Here is an 18659-nt window from a genome sequence, read left to right as displayed (position 1 = left end):
ACCGCAGCGAACAGCAGCAAGGCATGGATCGTATCCATATCCGCTGTGTAGTGCACAAGGGATGGCTCGGACAGCTGTCGGCTTTTCTGCGCCATAGAGCCATTGGCACCCGGCTTGCCCGTTGACAGCATTTAAGTTGTAGGATGATATGAATAAGCATACACACCTGCAACAAAGCCGGCCCGACAATGACCATCCACGGCATCTCGCCCGACATTCTCGCAGCACTGGAGCGCGTCCTGGGACAGAGCGGCGTGGCCGCCGATGCCGCTGGCATGGAAAAGTATCTCGGGGACTGGTCCGGCGATCATCATGGCGGCGCCCTTGCCGTGCTGAAGCCGGCCTCGGTCGCCGAGGTTCAGGCCACTGTCCAGCTGTGCGGCACGCTCGGGCTGGCGATGATTCCGCAAGGCGGCAACACCGGGCTTGTCGCCGGCGCAATCGATATCGGCACGAGCCGAGGCGCGGCGGTCATCAGCCTGGAGCGGTTGAACAGGATCCGCCTCGTCGACGCCGACAATTTCATCCTGCAGGCTGATGGCGGCTGCATCCTGCAGCACATCAAGGATGCCGCCGAAGATCGAGATTGCGTGTTTCCGCTAGCGCTCGGCGCCCAGGGAAGCTGCCAGATCGGCGGCAACGCGGCGAGCAATGCCGGTGGCGTCAACGTACTGCGCTACGGAATGACCCGTGACCTCATTATCGGTCTGGAAGTGGTGCTGCCGGACGGCGAACTGTGGAGCGGCTTTTCCGGCCTGCGCAAGGACAATCGCGGCTACGACCTGAAGCAGCTTTTCATCGGCAGCGAAGGAACGCTGGGCATCATCACCGGTGTCGAGGTCAAGCTGTTTCCGAAACCCGGCCGCATCGAGACGGCTTATCTGGGCCTTCCCTCGTTCGAAGCGGCCATCGCGCTGTTCCGGCAGGCCCGGCGCGGATGCTCGGACCTGATATCCGCCTTCGAGATCATCGGATCGGAATGCGTGGAGCTTGCGCATCTGGTCGACCCGACCGTCGTCGCCCCGGTCGCCGCCCCCGTTCATGTGCTGATCGAACTGTCGTCGAGCACAGCCGTCGACCTGCGCACGCTGCTGGTCGATTTCCTGGCCGGCGCAATGGAAAACCAACTCGTCGCCGATGCCGTCCTGGCCGAGAGCAGCGCACAGGCCAGGGCTTTCTGGGCGATTCGCGAAGGGCTGGTCGAGGGGCAAGCCAAGCGTGGCTATCACGTACGCACCGATCTTTCGGTGCGTATCTCCGATATTCCCACGCTGATCGCCGATGCCCGGCGGTTTGTTACGCGGGAGCATCCGGGCTGGGTTTCCCAGGCCTACGGCCATGCCGGCGACGGCAACGTCCATTTCAACGTGCTGCCGCCGCTTGGCCTTGCCGAGCCCGACGCGCGTGCCAGGGGCGCCGACATCACGGCCGGGCTGTACGAGGTCATCAATGCCCTTGGCGGCTCGATCAGCGCCGAGCACGGCATCGGCCGCACTCGCCAGCGCGTCTACTGGACGGGAATGTCTCCCGTCCACCGTCGGCTCGTCAGCGCGCTAAAGAATGCCATCGACCCTAATGGGCTGATGAACCCCGGCTGCCTCTTTCCCGCGACGGAGACCTTGTCATGAAACAACGACTGGCTGCCATCGGCACTGTCGAGGCATTGCCGCACCGGGTCGCGGCGTTCCTCAGCCGCGAGATCGAGTCAGGCGACCTCAATCCGGGCAGTTTGCTGCCGACAGAACAGCAGCTCTCGGAGAAATTCGGCGTCAGCCGAAACGTGGTGCGCGAGGCGATCGCGCAATTGCGCGCCGATGGCATGGTGGAAGCGCGACAAGGCATCGGCTCCTTCGTGTTGGCACCGGAGCAGCGGGCGACAATCCGCATCGACCGCGAGACGCTGAAGGAAGGGCAGAATATGGAGCGGCTCTTCGAGCTGCGCTGCATCCTCGAGGCCGAGTCGGCAGCGCTTGCCGCCGAGCGGCGCGACCAGGAGCATCTCGACGCCATCAAGGCTGCGCTCGACCGCATGAGCGGCGAAGAGCGCTGGGAAGACGGCAGCATCGACGCCGATCTTCTGTTTCATCGCGAAATCGCCCGGGCGACAGGCAACAGCTACATCCACACCTTCATTTCCTTCGTCTGCGAACAGATCCGCCGCTCGATCTATTACGCACGACAAACCAACCCGTTGCACGACCTGGTGGAAGTCAATGTCGGCGAGCATGTGCGCATCTATGAGGCGCTGGTCGCCGGCGACCCGGCAGAAGCCGAGGCGGCGATGCGCGCGCATATCATCGGCGCCGCCAACCGTGTCGGCGTCAGGCTGCCGACGTCGCGTGGCCAGCGCGCCGACGGAGGGAAATAGCCATGTCGCTCGGGACCGCATACCGGATTTCGGACGTATGTCTGCTTGTCGAGGACATCGAGCGAACGGTTGCCTTCTATGTCGACAAGCTCGGCTTCCGCCTGCGCCGGCGCGCCGAAGGTTTTGCCGACTTCCATGGCGAGGGCGTGACGCTTGCCGCCTGGGAAATCGACCATATCAGCCAGCATACCGGCGTCTCGAAGCTGCGTTCGCCGCGCCACGCGCACAAGGTCTGCGTAGCGATCAAGCTCGACGCACCCGGCGAGATCGACCGCCTGTATTCCGAGCTGACCGCCAAGGGTGTGCCCTTCCAGGGCCTGCCCGAGAACTATGTCTGGAACGCGCGCTGCGCCTATTTCACCGACCCGGACGACACGCTCTGGGAACTCTACGCCTGGCTCGACGGCGGCCCCGGCGACTACCACGACGAACAGCCGTAGACGACACCGCGCCAAGGGAACGGCGCGCAAGGAAGAGACAGACAAGTCTTGCAACAGGAGCGAAAAATGAGTGGGAACAATTACAACGTGAACCGCCGCAGCTTCATGAAATCCGGCCTGGCGGCCGCGGCCGCCGCATCGGCCGGGATGCAACTGGTGCTGACCCCCGGCGCGAAGGCGGCCGGAAAGGTCGTCATCCAGTATGACTGGCTGATGTCCAACGGCCAGATCGGCGACATTGCCGCCGTTGCCAACGGCTACTTCAAGGACGCCGGGCTCGACGTGGAATTCAGTCCTGGCGGCCCCAACGCCTCGACCGTGCCGCCGGTGATCTCGGGTGCGGCACAGCTCGGCCAATTCTCCGAAACGCCGCAGCTTTTCGCGGCTCGCGCCAGCGGCGTACCGGTCAAGATCATCGCTTGCGGCTTCCGCACCGGCCCTTACGCCTTCACCTCGAAGGCGGCAAATCCGATCCGCGGCATCGCCGACCTCAAGGGCAAGAAGATCGGCATCCAACCGACCGCGCGTTTCGTCATCGACGAGATCCTGGCCAAGAACGGCATGAGCCCGTCCGACGTCACCGTCGTCAATGTCGGCTTCGACAAAGGGCCGCTGGTGCGTGGCGATGTCGATGCGATCGGCGGTTGGATCACCAACACGCAGGCATTGAGCGTCGTCGGCGATGACCGCATCGACCTTCTGGTGCGCGATCTCGGCCTGAATTCCTACGCGGACGTCTACTTCGCCACCGACGCCGCAATCGAAAAGGATCCGGACACGCTGGCGAAATTCATCGGCGCCGTCGCCAAGGGCTGGGGCTGGGTGCACGCCAACCCGCAGGACGCCGTGAAGAAAATGGTCGCCGCCTATCCCGAAATGGACCTCGGCTGGGAAGAGAAGACCATCAACCTCGTGCTGAAACTCTCCTTCGATGCGGCAACCGCCAAGGATGGCTGGGGGACGTTCGACCCGGCATCGATCGAGGAGCAATTGGCACTGCTGGACAAGGTTGGGCAGTATCCGAACGGCCGGCCAGCCACCGCCGACGTCCACACCACCAAGATCCTCGAACTTTCGGCCACCGAGCGGCCGAAGCTCGACGCACCCGCCGCCTGATGGCGAGCGCGATCGAAGCCAGCAGGCTGGATGTCGGCTATGACGGCCGCCAGGCGGCCGTCAAAGTGCTCTCCGGCCTCGACCTCAGCGTCGAGACCGGATCCTTCCTGTCGATCCTTGGGCCTTCCGGCTGCGGCAAGTCGACCTTGCTCCGGGTGGTTGCCGACCTGCTCGATCCGCTCGGCGGCACGATCAGCGTGCTCGGCGACACGCCTCATGCTGTCCGGTCGCGCCGCGATGTCGGCTTCGTCTTCCAGGACTCGACCTTGCTGCCCTGGCGCACGGTGCGCGACAATGTGCGTCTGCCGCTTGGCGTCGGGCAAGGCAGCCTGACCCGCAAAATCGAGGACCGCAGTGACGAATTGCTCGATCTGATGGGGCTTGCCGGCTTCGGTGAGCGCCTGCCGCACCAGCTTTCCGGCGGCCAGCGCCAGCGCGTGGCGATCGCCCGAGCATTGCTTGGACAACCAAAACTGCTGCTGATGGACGAACCGTTCGGGGCACTCGACGAGATCACCCGCGACCGCCTCAACGACGAGCTGCTTGCTTTGTGGCGGCGCACGGGCACGACGATCCTGTTCGTTACCCATTCGATCGCCGAAGCCGCCTATCTCGGTGAGCGGGTCATCGTTCTGGCCGCCAATCCGGGGCGACTGGTCAAAGACCTGGACATGCGGCCGCTCAAGCAGGAGGGCAACCGCTGCTCGCGTGAGGACCCGTCAATCGTCGCCGCCATGGCCGACCTGCGCACCGCGCTGGAGCGCGCGTCGTGAGGCCGGCGCCGCTGTCTCCGCAGTTGGCAATCGCCCTGCCCGTTCTCGGCGCGGCGTCGCTGCTTGTCACCTGGCAGTATCTGCTGCCGCTTCTCGGCGTGCCGGCCTATATCGTGCCGACGCCGACGGCGATATCAGGCGTCTTCCAGAAGAATTTCGCGTTGCTCATCGACAATCTCAGGCCGACGCTGATCGAGGCGCTGGCCGGCTTCGTCATCGGCAATCTGGCTGCCGTCCTGCTGGCTGTCGTGTTCGTGCACAACCGCATCCTTCAGGCAGCCTATTTTCCGATCGTGCTGTTCTTCAACACCATTCCGATCCTGGCGCTGTCGCCGATCATCATCCTGATCTTCGGGCTCGGCATGACGCCGAAGATCGTCATCGCGGCGGTGATCTGTTTCTTTCCGACGCTGGTGAACATGATCCGTGGCCTGGATTCGGCCAGCGATAACGAGCACGAGCTATTTCGGGTGCTGTCGGCGACACGCTGGGAGATATTTTGGGACCTGCGCCTGCCGCGTGCGCTGCCGATGCTGTTCTCCTCACTCAGGATCGCCTCGGCGACGGCGGTCATCGGCGCCATCGTCGGTGAATGGATCGGCTCGGACAAGGGCCTCGGCGCGCTGATTATCCAGGCGAGCTTCAACTACCAGTCGGACCGGCTTTACGCGGCGATCGTTTTGTCATCGTGCCTGTCGATCGCGCTGTTTTGTGCCGTGGTGATGGTTGAGCGCCGGGTCATCAAATACTGAGCCGGCGAGCTGTTTTTTGCCGATCCGTGCTCTACGGCGCCGTGCGCAGGCAAACCGCCTGCCGTAGCCTCATCCTCAGGATTTGACGTGGATCTCCCGCGGGAACTTGGTCAGCGTCTCATTGCCGGTTTCGGTGACCAGGATGGTCTCGCTGATCTCGATGCCCCAGCCATCCATCCACATGCCAAGGATGGAATGAACGACGTTGCCTGATTCGAGCACGGTCTTGTCGCCCGGCCTGAGGCTGATCGTGTGTTCGCCCCAATCCGGCGGATATGCGACGCCGATGGAATAGCCGATGCGCGACTCCTTCTTCAGTCCATGGCGCTGGATGACCTTGCGCCAGGCGCCCTCGACGGCTTCGGCTGATGTTCCCGGCCTGACCGCGTCGAGCACCGCATCCATGCCCTCGATCACCGCTTTGGCCGTATCCGAGACATTTGTCGGCGTTTTGCCGAGCTGCAGGGTTCTTGCCAGTCCGGCGGCATAGCGGCGGCAGACACCGGCAAGTTCCAGGGCAATCGTCTCGTTTTCGCCAAACCGCCTGTCGCTCCACATGATGTGCGGCGCGGAAGCATTCTCGCCACCGAGAATTGTCGGCGGCAGCGCGGTGATGTCACCCGCGAAGTCCGGACTGCCGGCGATCTGCGCCGCCTGGATGGCGGCGATGGCATCGCATTCGCGAACTCCCGGCGCGATCACCTCGAAGGCCCGCGTGACCGCCGCTTCGGCCAAAGTCGATGCCTTGCGCAAATAGGCGATCTCGGGCGGCGATTTGACCGCGCGGATCCAGTTCACCAACAGATCGGCATCTTGCCATTTCGCATTGGGAAGTCCGGCGACAAGCCGGGCATGTGCTTTCGGGGAGAAATAGTAGGCTTCGAGTTCGATGCCGATAGCGCGGTTCCCCCAGCCGTTCGCCACGATCCAGTTCGCGATCCAGTCCATCGGATGGCGATCGGCACGCTGAACATGATCCTCCGGGAAGCCAACCACATTCTCGGGCTTCATCCAGGCTGTCAGAAGACCGCCGGCCGCATCCATGGCGCGCCCGATCCAGACCGGCTCAAGCTCCTCGATTGGAACGAGCACGACCTGGGGCGTGTAGAATGACCAGCCATCATAGCCGGTGATGTAATGCTGGTTGGCAACGTCGTTGACAACAAGGAGCTCGAGACCGCGCCTGGCCATCTCGGTGCGGATCTTGCGAAGCCGCTGTTGGTACTCTTCGCGGGCAAACGGCAATTCGATCATCCTTGCTCCATGCTTTGTCGGATCAGAGGTCGCGGGGTTGGCTCACCTTTGAGACGCTTTCGACATGGCGGCAATCGGCCAGCGTGGCGCGTGAGCAGGTCCTGAACCGGGTTACGTTTCCATTTATTTTTGAATTCCATTTGACTGAATAAATAAGCAGTGCGAAGCTACCACCTCCTAAGGGCGCAAATCATGGCACTGCGGGGGACCAATCAGGAGTTCGGGCGGCCGTACAACCGGCGCATCGTGCTTGAGTCGATCCGCCTGCACGGGCCGATCGCTCGCGGCGAGATCGCCCGGGGCGTCGGCCTCACCGTCCAGACGGTGTCCACCATCGTTCGCGAACTGGAAGAACAGGGCTACATCCTGTCGCTGCGCGAAGAACCGAAGGGGCGCGGCCTGCCACCGGCGACCCTACGGATCAACCCCGAGGGCGGCTACGCCGTCGGCACTCACATCACCCCGCTCGGCATCAGTGCCGCCTTGATCAACCTGAGCGGCGACGTGATCGAGAGCACTTACCGCGAGGCGCCGAACGCGACGCCGGACCACGCCTTCGACCTCATCGCGGCGATGGTGAATGAATTGACCGGACTGCGGGCTGGAGGACGGGTTCTCGGCGTCGGCATGGCCCTACCCGGCCCGTTCGATGTCGAATCCATGAGTTTTGTCGGTCCGACCACCATGACCGGCTGGAAGGATGTGGCGCTGGGTGAGCGGCTGGCGGCTTCCACCGGGCTGCCGGCCTTCTTTGAAACCGACATGGCGGCCGCGGCCATGGGCGAGCGCCTCTACGGCCTCGGCGCGCAGTTTTCCGAATATTACTATCTCTATTTCGGCGTCGGCCTTGGCGGCGTCATGGTTCATGACGGCTCCGCGTTGCGCGGCGCCTGGGGCAATGCCGGCGAGATCGGGCACATTCCCGTCGTTCCCGGTGGCGAGGCCTGCCCGTGCGGCAACAGCGGTTGTCTCGAAAGATACCTCTCGCTCGAGGCGCTCCGGCGCTGGAACGGCAGCGAGGCCGAATGGGTGGCCGAAGTCGCACCGATCTTTCACAATGCCGTCGCTGTCATCGAGAACCTGTTCGACCCCGAAACGGTCATCCTTGGCGGGCTGGCGTCCATCGATCTGCTCGAAATGCTGGCCGGTTCGGCTGCCGGCCTGCATAATTCCGTTTCCGCACGCAAGGACCGCACGACGCCTCGAATCCTCGTCGCGCGCGGCGGGCAACATTCGGTGTTGCGCGGCGCCGCCGCCCTTGCGGTTTCTGGGGTGCTGTCACCGCGCTTCGGGCAGATGTTTGCTGCCGAACGCGAACGCGAGCGCGACCTTATCAAAGGCAGGGAGATTGCGGCATGAACGAACCCTTGCTGGTGCTCGACAACGTCACCAAGAATTATGGCGCGATCGAAGCGCTCAAGGGGATCAGCTTTTCGATCGGCAAGGGCGAGGTCGTGGCGCTGCTGGGCGACAACGGCGCCGGCAAATCGACGCTGGTCAAGATCATCGCCGGCGGACTGGAGCCGACCTCGGGCCGCATGCTGTTCGAGGGCAAGGAGTTCCTTGCCCGGTCGCCCGCCGAGGCCAAGGCGGCGGGCATCGAGACCGTCTACCAGGACCTGTCGCTGTGCACCAATGTCGACGTGGTCGCCAATTTCTTCATGGGCCGCGAGATCACCAGGAAGGTTCTTGGCATTCCGGTGCTCGACGAGCGCGCCATGGAAGCCGTCGTCGGAAAAGCGCTGGCCAGTGCCGGCACCCATATTCCCTCGCTGCGCACCAATGTCGAGCACCTTTCGGGCGGCCAGCGGCAAGCCATCGAGCTCAACCGGTTCGTGCACTGGGGCGGCAAGCTGGTGCTGCTCGATGAACCGTTCGCAGCGCTTGGCGTCGAACAGACGCGGCGCGGTCTCGACATGATCCGCCAGGTGGCGAACCAGGGCATCGGCGTCGTCATCATCACTCATATCATGCAGCAGGCCTTCCAGGTCGCCGACCGGATCGTGGTGATCCGGCAAGGCGTCGTGGCGGGTGATGTCGCACGCAACAAAACAAGTCCCGATGCGGTGATCAACATGATCACCGGAGAGACGCTTGCCGGTGCCGGACCGACAGGCTGAGGGACAAAAGAGGGGTCCGGCGTAAAAGAGGAGCGAACGACATGAAGCGAATACTTGTTGCTGTCTTCGGTATCCTTGCACTGGCCTTTGCCACGCTCACGCCGGCATTCGCCCAGTCCAAGGGTATCGTCTACTATATGGTGCCGACCCTGCTGGACGAGTTCCAGACCGGCTCGGTGAGCGCGCTGGAGCTGTTCCTGAAGCAGACCGGCTACGAGATGAAGACGCTGAACGCCGACAACAAGACCGACGCCCAGCAATCGCAGATGAACGACGTCATCGCGCTGAAACCGGCGGCCATCATCCTGGCGGCGGTCGACTTCAATGCGCTGAAACCGTCCATCGAGGCCGCCCGCGCAGCCGGCATCCCGGTGGTCGAGTTCGACCGCCAGATCACGTCGACACCGTCCGACTTCACCTCTGTCGCCGGAACGGTCGAGATCGGCTACGTCGCCGCCGAGCAGGCCGAGAAGCTGCTGAAAGCCAAGAACGGCTCGGTGAAGGGCAAGATACTGCAGGTGCTCGGTGACCCCGGTGACCCCTACACGCTCGACATCCAGAAGGGCTTTGAAGAGAAGATGAAGGCGTTTCCGGACGTCAAGATCATCTCGCTTCCGGCCATGCAGTGGGAAGCCAGCAATGCCGGCACCATCGTTGCCGACCAGATGCTGGCGAACCCCGACATCGACCTGATCTTCAGCCATGCCGCGCACCTTTCGGTCGCTGCCGTCGCCTCGCTCGAGGCCGCCGGCAAGAAGCCGGGCGACGTCATGCTGATGAGCTCGAACGGCGCTCCGGTCGGCCTCGACCTGATCCGCAAGGGCTGGCTCAACGTCGAAGTCGAGCAGCCGCTCTACGCGCAGGCCGCGGCCGTCGCCATGTTCATGGACAAGATCGCCAAGAAGGAAGAGATCAAGCCCGGCGAGTATGAGGTGCTTGGCCTGAAATCGACCGTGACCAAGGAAGCCTGGGGCCCGAACATCAAGATCCCTGGTGCCGCCATCACCAAGGAGAACGTCGACAACCCGGCCTTCTGGGGCAACCAGAAGCCGCCGACGGACACCGTCAAGTCGGTCGACTAGTCATCCGAAAGCGCTCCGGGCCGTGGCGGCCCGGAGCCTGCCCTTTCACAACGCCGCGTCCGAAAGGACGCCGTGGCGAATTTGAATCCGCGCCTGGACCAGACGAAATCGAATTGATTTCGCGGGGCATGCGCCAACCGGATCAGCCCATGAACCCGCGCACACGCAAAGCCCTGGAGTTCGTTCTCGACAACCTCGTCTGGTTCATGCTGCTGTTCGTGCTGGTGGTCTTTTCCATCTTTGTTCCGAACTATTTCCAGCTCGGCATCTTCGCCAACATCATCGAGGCTTCCAGCGTGCTCGGCGTCATGTCGATCGGCCTGGCGCTGGTCATCATCGCCGGTCACATGGACCTGTCGGTCGAATCCGTGGCAGCGCTCAGCGCCATGGCGGTCGGCATCCTGTTCTGCTCGTCGGGCATCGGCATGGGCGTGAAATTGCATCCGGAATGGCTGATGGTTCCGGTTTCGCTGTTCGTTGCGCTGGCCGTCGGCGGCATCATCGGCGCCTTCAACGGCTACCTGGTGGTCAAGGTGAAGATGAGCGCCTTCATCATCACGCTGGCGTCCTACATCTGGGTGCGCGGCCTCGTGCTGGTGATTTCGGGCGGCCGCTCGGCACAGGATCTTGCGCCGGCCATCCGCTGGTTCGGCATCCAGCGCCTGATCGGCCTGCCGCTGACCGCCTGGATCGCGGTCGCCTGTTTCGTCGTCTTTTCGCTGATCATGGCCAAGACGCCGTTTGGTCGGCATCTCGTGATGATCGGCGGCAACGAGACCGCAACCTTCCGTGCCGGCATCCGCGTCAACCGCAATCTCGTCATCGCCTTCGTACTCGCCGGCGCCATCGCCGGCCTTGCCGGCTGGCTGCTGGCGATCCGCACCTCGGGCGCCACCGCCAATCTCGGCGTCGGCCTGCTGTTCAACGCCTTCGCCGCCGTCGTCATCGGCGGCGTCAGCCTGAAAGGCGGCGTCGGCACCCTGCCCGGCGTCTATGCCGGCGTGCTTTTGCTCTCGGCCATCAACACGGCGATCAACCTGATGGGCCTGCCGGCCAATTTCACCCAGGTCATCCATGGCCTGCTGGTGCTGGCCGCCGTGCTGCTCGACGCTTTCAAGCAAACCATCCGCCAAAGACTCGCATGACAGGACGGCTCGCATGACCAATCGGTTGCAAGACAAGGTGGCGCTGATCATCGGCAGCGCCCGCGGCATCGGCAAGGGCATCGCCCTGCGCTTTGCCGAGGAAGGCGCGAGGCTGGTGCTCGCCGACACCGAGGTCAAGGCGGGGCAAGCGACCGCGGACGAGCTCGGCGTCCCCTTCATCCGCACCGACATCTCGCAAATGAGCGACGCCGAGGCCGCCGTGGCGCTAGCGCTAAAGCGCCATGGCCGCCTCGACATCATCGTGCAGAACGCCGGCATCTATCCCTGGCAGCTGATCGAAAACACCAGCGCCGACGACTGGGACCGTGTCATGGCGGTCAATCTGCGCGGCACCTTCAATGCCAGCCGCGCGGCCCTGGTGCCGATGAAGGCGCAAGGCTTTGGCCGCATGCTCTACACCTCGTCCATCACCGGCCCGCACGTCACCAGCCCGGGCCATGGCCATTACTCGGCCAGCAAGGCCGGCATCAACGGCTTCATTCGTGCGGCGGCGCTGGAATTTTCCGGCTACGGCATCACCGTCAACGGCGTCGAGCCCGGCAACATCCTGACCGAGGCGATCGAGCTGCATCGTGGCGCCGCCTATATCAAGAACATGGAGGACTCCATCCCGCTCGGCCGCCTCGGCAGCCCGCGCGACGTGGCCAACGCCTTCCTGTTCCTCGCCTCCGACGATGCCAGCTACATCACCGGCACGACCATCATCGTCGACGGCGGGCAGCTGCTACCGGAAGGCAATGATTTTCGGCTCTTGCCGCCGTGATCTCTTATGGCGTGTTGACCAGCAGATAGAACTCAGATTCCGAGGGATCTGAGTTGCTTTTGCAACAAGAAATTTTTGACATTCAACGTCTACATTTCTCCGATGCAAGGGATTTGATACCCTTAGGAGAAATGGCGCGAGTGACGGGGCTCGAACCCGCGACCTCCGGCGTGACAGGCCGGCACTCTAACCAACTGAGCTACACCCGCGCATTGACGAGCACGTGTCAGCCGTGTTCGTCGTTGGGGCGCTGGATAAGGGGTTCGCCACCGGGTGTCAAGCGCACCAAACCATCATAACAACAAACTGGAGAAGGTTTTTTGACAGCCGGCATTTTGTTCGCAAATACGGCCTGCGAACAGGGCGTTGCCTGTTCATTTAGCCTTGCGAAGCCGGTCCCGACCGCTTAAAGGTCCGGCCCGGAGCGGGCGATTAGCTCAGTTGGTAGAGCGCTTCGTTTACACCGAAGATGTCGGCGGTTCGAGCCCGTCATCGCCCACCATATTTTTCAATAACTTAGACCAGTGTCAGCTTTGAATCCGCTACCGATTGAGAGCGTAACGAACAGTGTGGCGACCTCAACTGGGTGGAAGCCCCTTCAAGGGATTGAGAAACGGCACTCCCAAAGGCGTGAAATGCCGCTCGTTTGCGGTCAGGACCGTAAAGCCGTGCGCCGCTGCCGTGGCGGCGATGGCGATATCCTCGAACCCAGGATCATGCGCCCGCGCCCGGTCGATGATCGCTCCGGCGTGGCGCGCTTCCTCTATGCCAAAGGCAAGGATGCGGCCCGCATAGAGGTGTTCGACGGAAGCCAGCCAACGATGCAGCCGCGCGGCCTTCGTAGTGGCTCCGATGCGGTCGGCGCGTGTAATGCCCGCCTCGATCTCGGCAATGGTGACGGCTGAGAGAAACAGGCGTTCGCTGTCCCGACGCAACCATGCCGAAAAAACCATAGGGCCGACTTCGGCCCTCGCGATCGGCGATGTTGCCGACACGATGTTGGTATCCATCAAATACACGGTCAGAAATCGCCCTCACGCAACGCGCGCGCGGGTCTGCGAGTGCGTTCGGGAATGTCCTCGGGCCCACCAGGGAACGCGTCGAGGAGTTCGCCAAAGGTTGGTACCTTGGAAAGCCTCTCATACTCCTCGAAAGCCAAGACGACGGCTTCCTTGCGACCGTGTCGGGTAATGACGGAGGGCTCGCCGGAAACCGCCTGATCAACTACGGCGGACAGGGTCGCCTTTGCATCCTTCAGTTGGATTTCCTTCATTGTAGGTTGCTCCATATGACTACCGTTGGTCATATTTAGTCGCAAAACGCCTCATTGGCAACAGGCGCTCCCCCAGCGACTGACCTTCGGCAATCCCTGCACCCCAATTCAGCATCCGCATTTTTGGAAACCTTATCCGGCTTCCGGTTCCTCGGCTTGTAAGCGGGGACGTACTGGAGTGCCGGCCCATCGCGCCGGAGGTCGCGGGTTCGATCGCCGTCACTCGCGCCATTTCTCTGAAGGGATACAAGCTCTTGGTCGGATAAATGTCGACGTTGATTGTCAAAAATGTCTTGTTGCAAGAGGTAACTCAGATCCTTTCGGATCTGGGTTTGACTCTTCGAGAAATCCCAGCGTTCTCAGGGTTCGCAATCTTAGCTTGCTCCGGAGTTGAATCGCTCTGCCAACCGCTCATAAAAGAGCTTGTGCATTAGAACGCCCACTATGGTACCTAGGTCATTCGGTTTATCTTGTGCCGCTGCTACTTCTTTTGCCTTCTCATACAGTGGTCTGCCTTGTTCATTCATTTTGCCTATCGAGGCAAATGCGCATATGGCGGCATTGTCTGCGCCTTCCTCAAAATCAGAATCCTTGTGGGCGAGCGTGGCCAAGCGAACGTATTCTTCACTGATTGCTTGTCCGTTCATGTTCGACAATGCAGTAAAGACGTCGTTGAGCAGATGACCCTTATCCTCCCGTGACAGCTGTCGACCGGACGTGTAGTTAGCGTGAAAGCTAATCATAAACCCAAGAAAGCCGAGAACATACTCATCGCGCCAGAAGCCCGCTGGAATACCGTTCAGATTCTGGAATATTCCGACAAACGGGCGAACGGCTGAAATAGTGTGTTCCGTTGCAAGACGGCGATTTCGCCCAAACATGCTTGTCTCCTGCTCAGCCGTTTCTTCGACATACCGTCAGATTGCAAAGCGCCAGAAACCTCTAAACTATAACAACGAGCGACAGGGGATCCATCTGGGTCTTGATCCTACCCCCTCGCCAGCAGCGCTTCGACCTCCTGCAGCGTCGGCATCGACGGCGCGGTTCCTGGTCGCGTCACTGAAATTCCGGCGACCGCGCAAGCAAAGCGCACGGCTTGCAACGGCTCCACGCCTCGCGAAAGGGCCGCGGCCAGCCCGCCATTGAAGGCATCGCCCGCCCCTGTGGTTTCGACCACTGGGCCGGCACTGATGGCGGGAACATGGTCGGAGCGGTCCTTCGAGTGCAAAAGCGCGCCCTTGTCACCCAGTGTGACGATGACCGTGCCGACGCCCTTTTCAAGCAGACTGTCCGCGGCGCGGCGCGCCTCATCGACCGAGGAGACCTTCATCCCGGTCAGTTCCTCCGTCTCGGTCTCGTTGGGCGTGAGATAGTCGCAGAGCGTGTAGATGCGGTCGGGAAGCTTTGCCGCCGGGGCCGGGTTGAGGATCGTCGTCACCCCTGCCCCACGCGCGATCTCCAGCGCCCGCATGGCTGCTTCGATCGGCTGTTCGAGCTGGGTGACAAAGACGCCGGCACCGCCGATCAACCCGGCATTGGCTTCGATATCGGCCGGCGAGATCAGCATGGCGGCACCGGGGCTGACGATGATGGCGTTGTTGCCGGTCGTCTCCTCGACGAAGATGTAGGCGGCACCGGTATAGCTTTCCGGCGTGTCGATGACGGCATTCTTGACGCCCGCCCGCGCCCAGGTCTGCCTGGCCATGTCGGCGAAGGGGTCGACGCCGAGGCGGGTGAGGAAGGTGACGTCGGCGCCAAGCTTGCCGGCGGCGACCGCCTGATTCGAGCCCTTGCCGCCCGGACCCAGCGTGAAGGATGTACCGAGGAGGGTTTCCCCCATGCGCGGCTGCCGTTGTGCCCTGTAGGCGGTGTCGGCGACGAAGACGCCCAATATGACGACCGGCTTGCCCGAAGCCATGCCGCTACTCCGCATCCGGCGGAACGACGCCCTTGCGGAAGGCGAAGCAGCCATAGAAGCGGCGCTCGCCGGTCTGGATGACGCAATAGGCTTGTTTGGCGCGCTCGTAGAAGGCATAGCGCTCGACCGCTATCATCGGCCACGACTTGCCCTCGGCCGCGTCGACTTCCTTCTGCACTTCCTTCTGCACGGGCGGAATCTCATCCGGCTTGCCGACGATTTCCATGCGCGCGGCCGAGTCGTCGACGAACGTGTCCAGCGGGTAGAGCGACAGCACCGCCTTTGCAACCTCGGCGGCCGACGCATCGATGCGCAGCAGGCGGCCGAGCGCGGTCTGGCGCGCCACCGAATCGGACGGAAAATTGGTGTCGGCGATGATCAAATCATCGCCATGGCCCATTGCCCGCAATGCCTGCAGCACGTCGGCATTGAGCAGCGGGTTGATGCCTTTGAGCATGATATTCCTCGTGAAGTCCGGTTGAGATCAGAGACGCTTGCCGGTCTCGGCGTCGAAAAGGTGGACCTGGTCGAGCCGCGGCTTCAGGGTGAGCGTGTCGCCCGGCTTGAAGTCGTGGCGCTCGCGAAACAGCGCCACCATCTCGCCTTCGCCGAAGCGCAGGAAGACCAGCGTTTCCGAGCCGGTCGGCTCAACCACCGAAATCTTCGCCGGCACGCCATCGGGATGAATTTCGAGATGCTCCGGCCGCACGCCATAGACGATGGCCTGGCCGTCCTGTGCGGCATTGTCCGATGCAACCGGGAACAGCGTACCCGCGATGTCGACACCCGGCTTGGCGCCCTTGCGCATGACGCCCTTGAGCAGGTTCATCGAAGGCGAACCGATGAAGCCGGCGACAAACAGATTGGCCGGCCGGTCGAACAGTTCCAGCGGCGCGCCGACCTGCTCGATGCGACCGTCGCGCATGACGACGATCTTGTCGGCCATGGTCATGGCCTCGATCTGGTCGTGGGTGACGTAGATGGTGGTGGTCTTCAGCCGCTGGTGCAGTTCCTTGATCTCGGTGCGCATCTGCACGCGCAGCTTGGCGTCGAGATTGGAGAGCGGCTCGTCGAACAGGAACACCTGCGGATTGCGCACGATGGCGCGGCCCATCGCCACGCGCTGGCGCTGGCCGCCGGAAAGCTGGCGGGGATAGCGCTTCAGATAGGGATTGAGGTCGAGGATGTCGGCGGCGCGCTTGACCCGCTCGGCGACCACGGCCGGATCGGTTTTCCGCAGCTTGAGCGCAAAGGCCATGTTCTGCTCAACCGTCTTGTGTGGATAGAGCGCATAGTTCTGGAACACCATGGCGATGTCGCGCTTGGCCGGCGGCAGATGATTGACGATACGGTCGCCGATGGCGATCGTGCCGGCGGAGACGGTTTCCAGCCCGGCCACCATCCTGAGCAGCGTGGACTTGCCGCAACCCGAAGGGCCAACCAGCACCACGAACTGTCCGTCCGATATGTCGACGCTGACTTCGTGCAGAACCTTGACGGTTCCGAATGCCTTGGCCACCTTGCTGATCGCGACTTGCGCCATATCTCCCCCGTCGGTTCCATTAACCGTAGGCGCAGAAGCTAACCAACGCGACCGGTCAGGGCAAGTCAGTCTGATACAGGTAAACCCGTTCTCGTTGACACGGCGTTTGGTTGCGAGAATAGTGGCAGGCGCTGGTCAAAATGTCGGTACCCGATCCGCAATCGGAACTTCAATCAACGCAGGGTGGGGTCCTGCTAATTCGTTTCCGAACCGGGAGCATCGTTGGCGCTCCAGCGTCCGACAGTTGGTCACTTATTCACACTGAATTCTGGGAGGAACAGGCAATGAGAACGGATCTTTACGAGAAACTGGTTCGTGCCGGCGCCACAAGGCGCGACATATTGAAGGGTGCGGCCAGCATGGCCGCGATTGCAGCCGCATCGGGCGCCGGGCTTGGCGCCTTGACGCGCCCGGCTTCCGCCGCAAGCGAACTTCGCTCCAAAATCCTGCAGATTCCCGGCGTCGGCAAAGGCCAGCCGACGGATGCTGATTTCCAGAAGGTCGGTGAGCTCTGCCTCGAGGCCACCAAGGCCAACGTCAAGGAAGGCGAATTCGCCGGCGTCGAGCTGACCTTCATGGGTCTCAACAACCAGAACCTGCACAATGTTCTGTTCCGCGGCTTCCTGAAGCCATGGGAGACCTATACCGGCGCCAAGATCAACTGGATCGACCTGGCGCAGGCCGATTACAACGCCCGCCTGCAGCAGTCGATCGCCACCGGCACCGTCGATTTCGACATCATCGAGATGGGCGCACCGTTCGAAGGCGATGTCTGCGGCAAGGGTCTGACGTCGGAAATGCCGGATTGGGTCAAGGACCAGATCGACATGAAGGACGTCGTGGCCTATCTGCAGCCGCCGGTCGGCACCTGGGACGGCAAGCAATATCGCGTGACCGTCGACGGCGACGCGCACAATTTCAACTACCGCACCGACGTGTTCGCCGATGCCGACCTCGCCAAGGCCTGGAAGGATGGCGGCGGTGAAGGCGAGTGGGGCGTGCCGAAGACCTGGCAGCAGGTGCAGGCGGTGACGAAGTTCCTCAAGGGCAAGAAGCTCAAGGACCAGGACGTCTTTGGCTATCTCGACGCGCCCAAGGCGTGGGGCGGTTTCGGCTTCTATTTCCTCGGCAGCCGCGCTAGCGCCTATGCCAAGCATCCGGACGACAAGGCCTGGCTGTTCGACGCCGACACGATGAAGCCGCGCGTCAACAATCCGGCCTGGGTGCGCGCCATCCAGGACGTCATCGACGCGCTGCCGTCCGAACCCGCAGACCAGATCAACGCCGATCCGAACACGACTGCCTTCCAGCAGTTCCTGGCCGGCACCGGCTCGATGGTCACCTGGTGGGGCGACGTCGGCTCAAACGTCAAGACCAACGACTCCTCGGTCGTCGGCGATGTCACCGGCTTCTCGATCCTGCCGGGCTCGGACGATGTCTACAACTCCAAGACAGGCAAATGGGACAAGCTCGCCAGCGGCCCGAACTATGCGCCGAACTGCGCCTATCTCGGCTGGGGCGTCTATGTCATGGCCCGCGTCGACAGCGACGAGAAGAAGAAGAAGGCGGCATGGTCCGCCGCCGCCCATCTCGGCGGCAAGGACCTGTCAATCTGGACGGCGATGTATCCGTCGGGCTTCCAACCCTACCGCAACTCGCATTTCGACATTCCGGAATGGGTTGCCGCCGGCTACGACGAGGCCTTCATCACCTCGTATCTCAAGTCGGAATCCGACAGCTACAACCATCCGAACGCGGCGATCGAGCCACGCATCCCCGGCATCTTCCAGTACTACAGCGCCGCCGAGGACATTCTGGCCAACACCTTCGCCGGCAAGATGAAGGCGCAGGAAGGCGCAGACGCCATTGCGGCGGCCTGGGAGAAGCTGACCGACCAGATCGGCCGCGACAACCAGGTCAAGCTCTACAAGGCTTCGCTCGGCATGTAGGCTGGCCTATGAACCGTGGGGGGGGGGCGGCCCCCGGCCCCCGGAATACGGCCAACGGGCCCGGAGGGGCGAGCAAGACCGGCGCGAATTTTGGGGCCGCGCAGCGCCCCCCAAACAACGTGCGGCGGGCAACCGCGGCCGA

19 protein-coding genes and 2 tRNA genes are annotated in these 18659 nt (G+C 62.6%); 13 read left to right on the top strand and 8 right to left on the bottom strand.

The annotated features are described in order from the left end of the window. Positions 1-188: 188 nt before the first annotated feature. The 6 genes from NKH02_RS06060 (at position 189) to NKH02_RS06035 (ending at position 5449) form a co-directional block, all read left to right on the top strand. The gene (locus tag NKH02_RS06060; RefSeq protein WP_352877164.1) at positions 189-1628 is read left to right on the top strand and encodes an FAD-binding oxidoreductase; all 1440 of its coding nucleotides are present in this window, start codon (positions 189-191) and stop codon (positions 1626-1628) included. Beyond that, positions 1625-2368: a FadR/GntR family transcriptional regulator gene (locus tag NKH02_RS06055; RefSeq protein ID WP_352877162.1), complete on the top strand. Its 744-nt coding sequence runs from the start codon at positions 1625-1627 to the stop codon at positions 2366-2368. Before NKH02_RS06060 ends, NKH02_RS06055 begins: the two co-directional genes overlap by 4 nt. A gap of 2 nt (positions 2369-2370) precedes the next feature. Beyond that, complete coding sequence (locus NKH02_RS06050; protein WP_352877160.1) at positions 2371-2808, top strand: VOC family protein; 438 nt, start codon at positions 2371-2373, stop codon at positions 2806-2808. A gap of 66 nt (positions 2809-2874) precedes the next feature. Then, entirely contained in the window at positions 2875-3924 is a 1050-nt protein-coding gene (locus NKH02_RS06045) for an ABC transporter substrate-binding protein (RefSeq protein ID WP_352877158.1), read from the top strand. Continuing rightward, a complete protein-coding gene (locus tag NKH02_RS06040) occupies positions 3924-4697 on the top strand; it encodes an ABC transporter ATP-binding protein (RefSeq protein WP_352870597.1) in 774 nt (257 codons plus the stop codon). The genes NKH02_RS06045 and NKH02_RS06040 overlap by 1 nt, the downstream gene beginning before the upstream one ends. Beyond that, positions 4694-5449, top strand: a complete 756-nt coding sequence (locus tag NKH02_RS06035) for an ABC transporter permease (RefSeq protein WP_352870596.1) — start codon at positions 4694-4696, stop codon at positions 5447-5449. The genes NKH02_RS06040 and NKH02_RS06035 overlap by 4 nt, the downstream gene beginning before the upstream one ends. 75 nt (positions 5450-5524) lie before the next feature. Here NKH02_RS06035 and NKH02_RS06030 read toward each other — a convergent pair whose 3' ends face one another. After that, on the bottom strand, positions 5525-6703 hold the full coding sequence (locus NKH02_RS06030; RefSeq protein ID WP_352877157.1) for a M24 family metallopeptidase: 1179 nt from the start codon (positions 6701-6703) through the stop codon (positions 5525-5527). Between the two features lie 192 nt (positions 6704-6895). Here NKH02_RS06030 and NKH02_RS06025 point away from each other — a divergent pair, with 192 nt between their 5' ends. The 5 genes from NKH02_RS06025 to NKH02_RS06005 all read left to right on the top strand — a co-directional run bounded on the left by NKH02_RS06025 (position 6896) and on the right by NKH02_RS06005 (position 11834). After that, entirely contained in the window at positions 6896-8062 is a 1167-nt protein-coding gene (locus NKH02_RS06025) for an ROK family transcriptional regulator (protein WP_352877156.1), read from the top strand. Continuing rightward, entirely contained in the window at positions 8059-8823 is a 765-nt protein-coding gene (locus NKH02_RS06020) for an ATP-binding cassette domain-containing protein (RefSeq protein ID WP_352877153.1), read from the top strand. Before NKH02_RS06025 ends, NKH02_RS06020 begins: the two co-directional genes overlap by 4 nt. Positions 8824-8864: 41 nt before the next feature. Continuing rightward, positions 8865-9905, top strand: coding sequence for a sugar ABC transporter substrate-binding protein (locus NKH02_RS06015; RefSeq protein WP_352877152.1), 1041 nt, complete (start codon positions 8865-8867; stop codon positions 9903-9905). Positions 9906-10054: 149 nt separating this feature from the next. Continuing rightward, positions 10055-11050: an ABC transporter permease gene (locus NKH02_RS06010; protein WP_352870591.1), complete on the top strand. Its 996-nt coding sequence runs from the start codon at positions 10055-10057 to the stop codon at positions 11048-11050. 13 nt (positions 11051-11063) lie between these two features. After that, positions 11064-11834 carry an SDR family NAD(P)-dependent oxidoreductase gene (locus tag NKH02_RS06005; RefSeq protein WP_352877149.1) on the top strand — a complete coding sequence of 257 codons (771 nt, stop codon included), beginning with the start codon at positions 11064-11066 and terminating at the stop codon, positions 11832-11834. A gap of 132 nt (positions 11835-11966) precedes the next feature. Here the strand turns inward: NKH02_RS06005 and NKH02_RS06000 are convergent. Further along, positions 11967-12043 (bottom strand) — tRNA-Asp (locus NKH02_RS06000). A 217-nt stretch (positions 12044-12260) separates the two neighbouring features. On the opposite strand from NKH02_RS06000, the gene NKH02_RS05995 reads away from it, so the two are divergent. Continuing rightward, a tRNA-Val gene (locus tag NKH02_RS05995) sits at positions 12261-12336 on the top strand. A gap of 76 nt (positions 12337-12412) precedes the next feature. Here NKH02_RS05995 and NKH02_RS05990 read toward each other — a convergent pair. The 6 genes from NKH02_RS05990 to NKH02_RS05965 all read right to left on the bottom strand — a co-directional run bounded on the left by NKH02_RS05990 (position 12413) and on the right by NKH02_RS05965 (position 16568). After that, positions 12413-12853, bottom strand: coding sequence for a PIN domain-containing protein (locus NKH02_RS05990; protein WP_352877146.1), 441 nt, complete (start codon positions 12851-12853; stop codon positions 12413-12415). Positions 12854-12855: 2 nt separating this feature from the next. Beyond that, the gene (locus NKH02_RS05985) at positions 12856-13107 is read right to left on the bottom strand and encodes a type II toxin-antitoxin system Phd/YefM family antitoxin (protein ID WP_352877144.1); all 252 of its coding nucleotides are present in this window, start codon (positions 13105-13107) and stop codon (positions 12856-12858) included. Between the two features lie 374 nt (positions 13108-13481). Further along, complete coding sequence (locus NKH02_RS05980) at positions 13482-13988, bottom strand: hypothetical protein (RefSeq protein WP_352877141.1); 507 nt, start codon at positions 13986-13988, stop codon at positions 13482-13484. 107 nt (positions 13989-14095) lie between these two features. Next, positions 14096-15025, bottom strand: coding sequence for a ribokinase (gene rbsK, locus NKH02_RS05975; protein ID WP_352877138.1), 930 nt, complete (start codon positions 15023-15025; stop codon positions 14096-14098). A 4-nt stretch (positions 15026-15029) separates the two neighbouring features. After that, complete coding sequence (locus NKH02_RS05970; protein WP_352870586.1) at positions 15030-15482, bottom strand: RbsD/FucU family protein; 453 nt, start codon at positions 15480-15482, stop codon at positions 15030-15032. A gap of 27 nt (positions 15483-15509) precedes the next feature. Further along, entirely contained in the window at positions 15510-16568 is a 1059-nt protein-coding gene (locus NKH02_RS05965) for an ABC transporter ATP-binding protein (protein ID WP_352870585.1), read from the bottom strand. A gap of 284 nt (positions 16569-16852) precedes the next feature. Between NKH02_RS05965 and NKH02_RS05960 the strand changes: the two genes are divergently transcribed. Next, on the top strand, positions 16853-18517 hold the full coding sequence (locus NKH02_RS05960; RefSeq protein WP_352877135.1) for an ABC transporter substrate-binding protein: 1665 nt from the start codon (positions 16853-16855) through the stop codon (positions 18515-18517). The last annotated feature ends 142 nt before the right edge of the window (positions 18518-18659 follow it).

Source organism: Mesorhizobium sp. M1396 (genome assembly GCF_040317725.1).
GTDB lineage: Bacteria > Pseudomonadota > Alphaproteobacteria > Rhizobiales > Rhizobiaceae > Mesorhizobium.
The sequence above is the reverse complement of the archived record's forward strand: the minus strand, read 5'-3'. Positions and strand labels throughout refer to the sequence as shown.